At 64.5% G+C, this 6,987-nt stretch carries 9 protein-coding genes and 1 tRNA gene; 6 read left to right on the top strand and 4 right to left on the bottom strand.

Going from position 1 to position 6,987, the window contains the following annotated elements:
- Window positions 1-565: enoyl-CoA hydratase-related protein (locus A3E77_RS18385; RefSeq protein ID WP_366652649.1), on the bottom strand; the 565-nt coding region annotated here is incomplete at its 3' end.
- 365 nt (window positions 566-930) lie between these two features.
- Entirely contained in the window at window positions 931-1,569 is a 639-nt protein-coding gene (locus A3E77_RS18380) for a hypothetical protein (protein ID WP_293648776.1), read from the bottom strand.
- Between the two features lie 76 nt (window positions 1,570-1,645).
- Here A3E77_RS18380 and A3E77_RS18375 point away from each other — a divergent pair, with 76 nt between their 5' ends.
- Entirely contained in the window at window positions 1,646-3,241 is a 1,596-nt protein-coding gene (locus A3E77_RS18375; RefSeq protein ID WP_293648774.1) for a peptide chain release factor 3, read from the top strand.
- 56 nt (window positions 3,242-3,297) lie between these two features.
- Window positions 3,298-3,756 (top strand): hypothetical protein, encoded by a 459-nt coding sequence (locus tag A3E77_RS18370; protein ID WP_293648771.1) that lies wholly within the window; start codon window positions 3,298-3,300, stop codon window positions 3,754-3,756.
- On the opposite strand, the gene dinB is transcribed toward A3E77_RS18370, so the two are convergent.
- Window positions 3,749-4,879 carry a DNA polymerase IV gene (gene dinB, locus A3E77_RS18365; protein WP_293648768.1) on the bottom strand — a complete coding sequence of 377 codons (1,131 nt, stop codon included), beginning with the start codon at window positions 4,877-4,879 and terminating at the stop codon, window positions 3,749-3,751. The genes A3E77_RS18370 and dinB overlap by 8 nt on opposite strands.
- A gap of 101 nt (window positions 4,880-4,980) precedes the next feature.
- Between dinB and A3E77_RS18360 the strand changes: the two genes are divergently transcribed.
- A tRNA-Gly gene (locus A3E77_RS18360) sits at window positions 4,981-5,054 on the top strand.
- Between the two features lie 11 nt (window positions 5,055-5,065).
- On the opposite strand, the gene A3E77_RS18355 is transcribed toward A3E77_RS18360, so the two are convergent.
- Window positions 5,066-5,563, bottom strand: coding sequence for an FKBP-type peptidyl-prolyl cis-trans isomerase (locus A3E77_RS18355; protein WP_293648765.1), 498 nt, complete (start codon window positions 5,561-5,563; stop codon window positions 5,066-5,068).
- A gap of 229 nt (window positions 5,564-5,792) precedes the next feature.
- On the opposite strand from A3E77_RS18355, the gene A3E77_RS18350 reads away from it, so the two are divergent.
- The 3 genes from A3E77_RS18350 to A3E77_RS18340 all read left to right on the top strand — a co-directional run.
- A complete protein-coding gene (locus A3E77_RS18350) occupies window positions 5,793-5,966 on the top strand; it encodes a DUF1328 domain-containing protein (protein ID WP_293648762.1) in 174 nt (57 codons plus the stop codon).
- A gap of 269 nt (window positions 5,967-6,235) precedes the next feature.
- Window positions 6,236-6,544, top strand: a complete 309-nt coding sequence (locus A3E77_RS18345) for a hypothetical protein (protein ID WP_293648759.1) — start codon at window positions 6,236-6,238, stop codon at window positions 6,542-6,544.
- 195 nt (window positions 6,545-6,739) lie between these two features.
- Window positions 6,740-6,987: EF-hand domain-containing protein (locus A3E77_RS18340; protein WP_293648756.1), on the top strand; the 248-nt coding region annotated here is incomplete at its 3' end.

Here is a 6,987-nt window from a genome sequence, read left to right as displayed (position 1 = left end):
TATAGATCATGCCCCAGTCGGCGGCCTGATCGGCCGAAATCTTTTCGCCCAGCATCATCATCTGCAACGCGCGCGGCACGCCGATCAGGCGCGGCAACAGCCACGACGATCCGCCGTCGGGGACAAGCCCGATGTTGACGAAGGCCTGGAGGAAATAGGCGCTCTTGCCCGCGATGGTGAAATCGCCTGACAGGGCAAAGCTGCACCCGACGCCGGCCGCAGGGCCGTTGACCGCGACGACGACAGGGATGTCGAGGTTGGCGAGCGAAAGCAGCATCGGGTTGTAATGGCCGCGCAGCGCGTTGCGGCTCCGCGCGCCGCCGCTGACCGCGCCGCCCGCCGAGCGGTCACCCGCCAGGTCGGCGCCCGAACAAAAACCGCGGCCTTCGCCGGTGATCAGCAGCGCCCGTGCGCCAAGGCCGGGCAGGTGATCGAGCGCCGCGCGAATGTCGTCCGCCATTGCCGGCGGCATCGAATTGAGCCGGTCGGGGCGGTTGAGCGTGATCGTCGCAACATTATCGGTGCAGTCGAGCTTGATCGTGTCGAAGGTCGGAATGTCGGTCATGGGGAAGAAATCCTCTCGCGGTCTTTACCTTTACGTTCACGTAAAGTTGTGACTCATTTGCGGGAGGAGTGCAAGGGGGAAGGGGGAAGGGGGAAGGGGGAAGGGGATCGTCCGCTCCCGGCCAAGCCGACTTCGCCGAAATAAGGCCTTTCCTACATTATCGGCCTATGCAAAGCCTTCATACGGCTCTTTCATTTGGCGGATCAAAAGGTTGGTCGCCGACGGCCGCAGCGCGTCGTCCAGCCCGCACAGGTCGAAAAGGCGGCGCGCAATAGGCTGACCTTTCCTGAACTTTGGATCATCGCGCGGTCCCTCTTGCTGCCCCGCCCCCGGATCAGGCCGGTCCTGAACCCGTCGAAGGCCCGCTATGCGCCGCCCAACCGCTCGAACCGCATATCGCCTTCGGCGCGATGCAGCGTCAGGCCGCGTTCGGTCTTTTCGGCGCAAGCGCCCTCGAAATTCACGACGCCGATGTCGTTGGGAACGATGATGACACGCAGCTTGCCGCCATCGGCTTCTGTCAGCTCAAATCGCGGCGCGGTGATGCCATAAATCGGCTCGCGCACCTCGATCCAACGGGGAATGCGCTTGTCGTCTTCGGGCATCGTCCAGCCATAGGTCTGGGTATAGTCTTGGGCAGGTTGGCCGCTGTCGAAACCGATCGTGAAATCGACGCCGGGGATGCCTTTGCCATTGGGCCAGGTAACGAGCAGGGTTGGTGTGTTTCCTTCGACTTCGATCGGCGCGCCTTTCTGCATCGCAGGCGGCACCGGCCTGGGGTCGGTGGTCAGGCAGACCATATCGCCGCGCGTTTCCCAGCGGCCCTCGGCGCGCTCGTCTAGGGCGCCGGCGGCGAGCATATATTGGAAGCGGCCGCCGCTACGGATCAGCAGGCCGCCGCCGACATCGGGACCTTCGGCCAGCCCATATTCGCCCACGAAGGACGAATCCTGCGCTGCGGCAGGCGCGGCGAACAGCGCGGCGACCAAAAGGAGGGTTCGCATGATGCGACCATGCGGGCAGTCGCGCGGCGACGCCAGCCCTTTCCACTTGGGCTGCCACCTGCTAACCGCCCGCGCCATGTCCCAGAACCGCCCCGACCGCCGCACCTTCGCCATCATTTCGCATCCCGACGCGGGTAAGACGACGCTGACCGAAAAGCTGCTCGTCGCGGGCGGCGCGATCCATATTGCGGGCGAGGTGAAGGCTCGCGGCGCGGCGCGGCGCGCGCGCTCCGACTGGATGAAGATCGAACAGCAGCGCGGGATCTCGGTCACCTCGTCGGTGATGACCTTTGAACATGCCGGGTTGACCTTCAACCTGCTCGACACGCCGGGACACGAGGATTTCAGCGAGGATACCTATCGCACCCTCACCGCCGTCGACAGCGCCGTGATGGTGATCGACGCCGCAAAGGGCATCGAGCCGCAGACGCTGAAGCTGTTCGAGGTCTGCCGTCTGCGATCGGTGCCGATCATCACCTTCATCAACAAGGTCGACCGCGAAGGGCTGCCGCCGTTCGAGCTGCTCGACGAGGTTGCCGACCGGCTGGCGCTCGACGTCTGTCCGATGAACTGGCCGGCGGGGATGGGCGGGCAGTTCGAGGGGATTTACGACCTCGTCGAACCGGCGATCATGCGCCCCGGCGGCGATGCGTCGCGCATGTATGAAGGTCACCGCGCGGCGGTCGCGGGGCTGGACGATCCGGCGCTCGCCGCCGAACTCAGCGCCGATGCGCTCGCGCTCCTCAAGGAAGAGACCGAGCTGGCGTCGGCATGCTATGCCCCGTTCGACGGGGCGGCGTATCGAAACGGCGACCTGACGCCAGTCTATTTCGGATCGGCGCTGAAGGAATTTGGCGTGGTCGACCTGCTCGCGGCGCTCGCCTCCCACGCGCCGGGGCCGCAGCCGCAGCCCGCCGAGCCCGCGCCGGTGCAGCCCGACGACGATGCCGTCACCGGCTTTGTGTTCAAGGTGCAGGCAAACATGAACCCCGCACACCGCGACCGCATCGCCTTCATGCGCCTCTGTTCGGGCAAGTTCGAGCGCGGGATGCGTTTGATGCAGGGCGGGACCGGCAAGGTGATCGCGATCAGCCGCCCGATGCTGTTCCTGGCGCAGGATCGCGAAATGGCCGAAGAGGCCTGGCCGGGCGACATCATCGGCATTCCGAACCACGGCACGCTGCGCGTCGGCGATACGCTGTCCGAGCGGACCGATGTCACGATCACCGGGCTGCCGAACTTCGCGCCCGAAATCCTGCGCCGCGTCGCGCTGGTCGATCCGACCAAGACCAAGCAGTTGAGGAAGGCGCTCGACGACATGGCTGAGGAGGGTATCATCCAGGTCTTTTATCCCGAGATCGGCGCGAACATGATCGTCGGTGTCGTCGGCCAGCTCCAGCTTGAAGTGCTGATCAGTCGTCTCGACGCCGAATATAAGGTGGAGGCGAAGCTCGAGCAGTCGCCGTGGGATACCGCGCGCTGGATCGCGAGCGACGATGCGGCGGCGCTCAAGGCGTTCCAGGCCGACCACCGCGGCGCCAGCGCCACCGACCGCGACGGCGCGCCCGTGTTCATGGCTAAGGACGCATGGGAGGTCGGCTATGTGACGCAGCGTCACCCGGCGATCCGCTTCACCGCGACCAAGGAGCGACGTTTCGCACCCGCGGGTTGATCGCGCGTGCCAATTCCGCCACCATGACGTCATCTTGGGCAAAGATGGGGGTATCGATGCGCGGATGGATAGCGGCGATCGCGGCGATCGCGAGCAGCGCGCCTGCAAGGGCACAGTCGGCGATTAAATTGCCGATCACCGCGGGCTTCTGGACCAACGCTGACCAGAAATGCGCGACGGCGCGCTATGGCTATATCTTCGACGGGTCGCGTTGGGGCTCGGTCTATTATTATGGGCCGACCGGCAATCTGGGCCCCGCGGCTGAGTTGCAGCCGATCACCCAGACGCGCGTCGTCGAGGACGGTTTTACCCAGATGCAGTTCGGCGGCTATGACGGCGCGGGCTATTTCCGGGTGAAGGCGACGGGCCCCGACCGCGCGCTCTATCGCGTCGGCGCACCGTTTCGCGAGGAAATGCAGGTGATGGACGATCCGCTGATCCGCTGTTCCTATCAGGCGATGTCGCCCAAGATGAAGGCGGCGATGCGGCGGTTCGCGCCCGCGCTCGCTAAATAAGGCTGAGCAGGTCCGCGGGTGCCGCGGCGCCTCCTTCCTCCTCATTCTCCTCACCCTCGAACTTGCTGAGCGTGATGCCGAGCAGGCGGATGCCCTGTTCGGTCGGGAGCAGCGGCGCAAGGATCGCTTCGCCGGCGGCGAGCAAGCCCGCGCCGTCGATGATCGGTTGCGACACCGACTTGGCGCGTGTGATCGTCTGAAAGTCGGCATAGCGCAATTTCAGCGTCACCGTCCGCCCGCGCGCACCCTTCTTTGCGGCGCGGTCCCATACGACAGTGCAGACATGCGCCAGCGCCTCGCGGATTTCGGTGTCGGTGATCAGGTCGTTGAAAAAGGTCCGCTCGCCGCCCAATGATTTGAGCGGCCGGTTCGACTTGACGCGGCGATGGTCGATCCCGCGGGCCAAGTTGAACAGCCATTCGGCGCTGTTGCCGAAATGCGTCGCGAGCCACAGCGGGTCTTTCGCGGCAAGGTCGGCGCCCGAAAAGATGCCGAGCCCCTCCATCTTTGCCGCCGTCACCGGGCCGATACCGTGGAAGCGGCGGATCGACAGCGTCTGGACGAAGGCTGCGCCCCGGCCGGGCGGGATGACGGTCAGCCCGTCGGGCTTGTTCTGATCGGAGGCGAGCTTGGCGATGAACTTGTTATACGACACGCCGGCCGATGCGGTGAGGCCAGTCTCTTCCCGGATGCGGCGGCGGATCAACCGGGCGGTGGCGGTTGCGCTGCCCAGTCCCGCCTTGTCGGCGCTGACGTCGAGATAGGCTTCGTCGAGGGATAGCGGTTCGACCTCGTCGGCATAGTCGCGAAAAATTGCGCGAATCTGGTGCGACACGTCGCGATACACCTCGAACCGCGGCGGCACGAAGATGAGGGCGGGGCACTGGCGCTTCGCGGTGATGCTGGGCATTGCCGAGCGGACGCCGAACTTGCGCGCCTCATAACTCGCTGCTGCGACGACGCCGCGGCGCGACGATCCGCCGACCGCGACGGGCTGGCCGCGGAGCGCGGGGTCATCGCGTTGTTCGACCGAAGCGTAAAAGGCATCCATGTCGACATGGATGATCTTGCGGATTGGTGTGTCCACACCGTCGCCGGGGTCCTGATCGTTGCCGTCCTGCACGACGCGTCGTTAGCATGTTGCCAGAATGTTCTCAACGCCATGCGCGACGGAACGCTTGACGAAGCAGCGGCGAAATGGCAATCGCCGCCGACCTTGGCGATGCGGGTATAGCATAGTGGTAATGCTCTAGCCTTCCAAGCTAGCTAGGCGGGTTCGATTCCCGCTACCCGCTCCAAGCCTTTTCCATCACCCCGCGGGCTCTATGCCCAGCAGTTCGACGGTGAACAGCAAGGTCGCGCCGCCCGGGATCGGGCCTTTGCCGACCGGGCCATAGGCAAGCTGCCAGGGGATCGCGAGCTCGACCTTGTCGCCGACGCCCATCAGCGCGACGCCTTCCTGCCAGCCGTCGATGACGCGGTTCAGCGGAAAGCTGGTGGGCTCGCCGCGGCGCACCGAACTGTCGAATTCGGTGCCGTCGGCAAAGGTGCCGACATAATGGACGGTCACCTGGTCGGTGGGGCCAGGGCGCGCCCCGCTGCCGTCGCCTGCGATCCGGCGCCAGCGCAGCCCGCTTGGCGTCACATTCCAACCGTTTGCGCCGCCGCGCTCGGCAAGCGCCGCCATTTGTTTGTTGAGGTAAGCTGTGCCTATCGTCGATGACGCGCCGCCGTCCTGCGCGCTCGCGGCGACGGAGAAGCCAAAGGCCAAGGCTGCCGCGACGAGCAGGCGGTTGCGTGATGACATAAGCGTGTAAACTCCCTCGATCGTTCGGTGCATAAAGGCATCACTCGCGCGATTGGCAAGCGCTTATCGGTTGGCGGTACAGCCGAAGGTCGGAACTTTCCGCGGTGCTCGTCGTTTCGCTCTCGTAAGCAAAAACCACGAATTCGAGGCGCCATCGACGGCCGCCTGCCTGCTCGAAAGCCACAGGTTTTCGGCATGAGTGGTGTGCGTCAGTAAGGAGATTTCCAAGATGTTCAAATGGGCCCTGATCTTTGCCGTGATCGCGCTGGTCGCTGCCGTTCTCGGTTTTGGCGGCGTCGCGGGTGCAGCGGCCGGTATCGCCAAGATCCTGTTTTTCGTCGGCCTTGCTCTGGTCGTGCTGTTCCTGATCTTGGGAACGGCTGCGGCGCGCAAGATCACGTAAAAAAGATGTCGCGCGGCGGGAACCATTGCGCACCGGCCGCGTTTCATTGATCTACTTGATCGAAAGAGAGAGTGGATTTTGACTTCTGTCTTCGGACGAAGTCTAGGGAGCCCCGCCGCAGAAATGCGACGGGGCTTACCTTTTTCTCCCGCTGGGTTGCGATGTTTGCGCGATTCCCGGCACCCCGCACCCTTGACGAAAATCGGCCACGCTAGCGCCCGCTGGGCATCCGCCGACCTGCCCCGCTTCCCCGACGAATGGCCCGGAGTTTGCGGATCGTTCGGCGCTGCCGCTTCGTTGATCGGTGTGGAGGGAGTTATTCCGACAAGATGGAGAAAGACATGCGCATGCTCAAAAAAGCGGCGATATCCTTCGCAGCACTTTCGATGGTCGCGGCGCCGGTGGCTGCTTCGGCCGCGTCCGCGGCGGGCGGCGCCCGCGCCGTTTCGGCCGCCGACGGCGAAAACAGCCTGGAGGGTAATTCCAGCTGGCTGATTGGTCTTCTCGGCCTTTTGGTCGGGGTCGGCGCGATCATTCTGGTCGCCGACAACGACGAAGATTCGCCGGTCAGTCCCTGATGCTGTGATAAGCGGGGTAGCCGAACGCCGTTCGGTTGCCCCGCTTGCCGCGACATGAATGGCGGGGCGATTCTGCGACATATTGCGACAGTTTTGCGCCGATCCGGCAAGCCGGTGGGACAAATGGCGCCTAGAACGCTTTCATTGGGTCGTCCACTTCCCCCCAAAGGACGGTCCCCTGAAGGAGTTCGTTACGTGAACAAGAAAATCTCTCTTTTGACGCTTGGCGCTGCCCTGATCGCGGTGCCGGTGCTGGCGGCGCCCGGCGGCGCCGACAAGGCCCCTCAGACGCGCGCCGAGGCGCAGGCGAAAGCCGCCCAGATGTTTGCCCGGATGGATGCCAACAAGGACGGCAAGCTTGACGCCGCCGATCGCTCGGCAAGCCGCGCCGATAGGCAGGCAAAGATGTTTGAACGGATCGACGCCAACAAGGACGGCAGCAT

The sequence above is a fragment of the Sphingopyxis sp. RIFCSPHIGHO2_12_FULL_65_19 genome (assembly GCF_001830555.1).
Lineage (GTDB): Bacteria > Pseudomonadota > Alphaproteobacteria > Sphingomonadales > Sphingomonadaceae > Sphingopyxis.
Note: the sequence above shows the minus strand (reverse complement) of the source record. Positions and strands in the feature narration are given on the sequence as shown.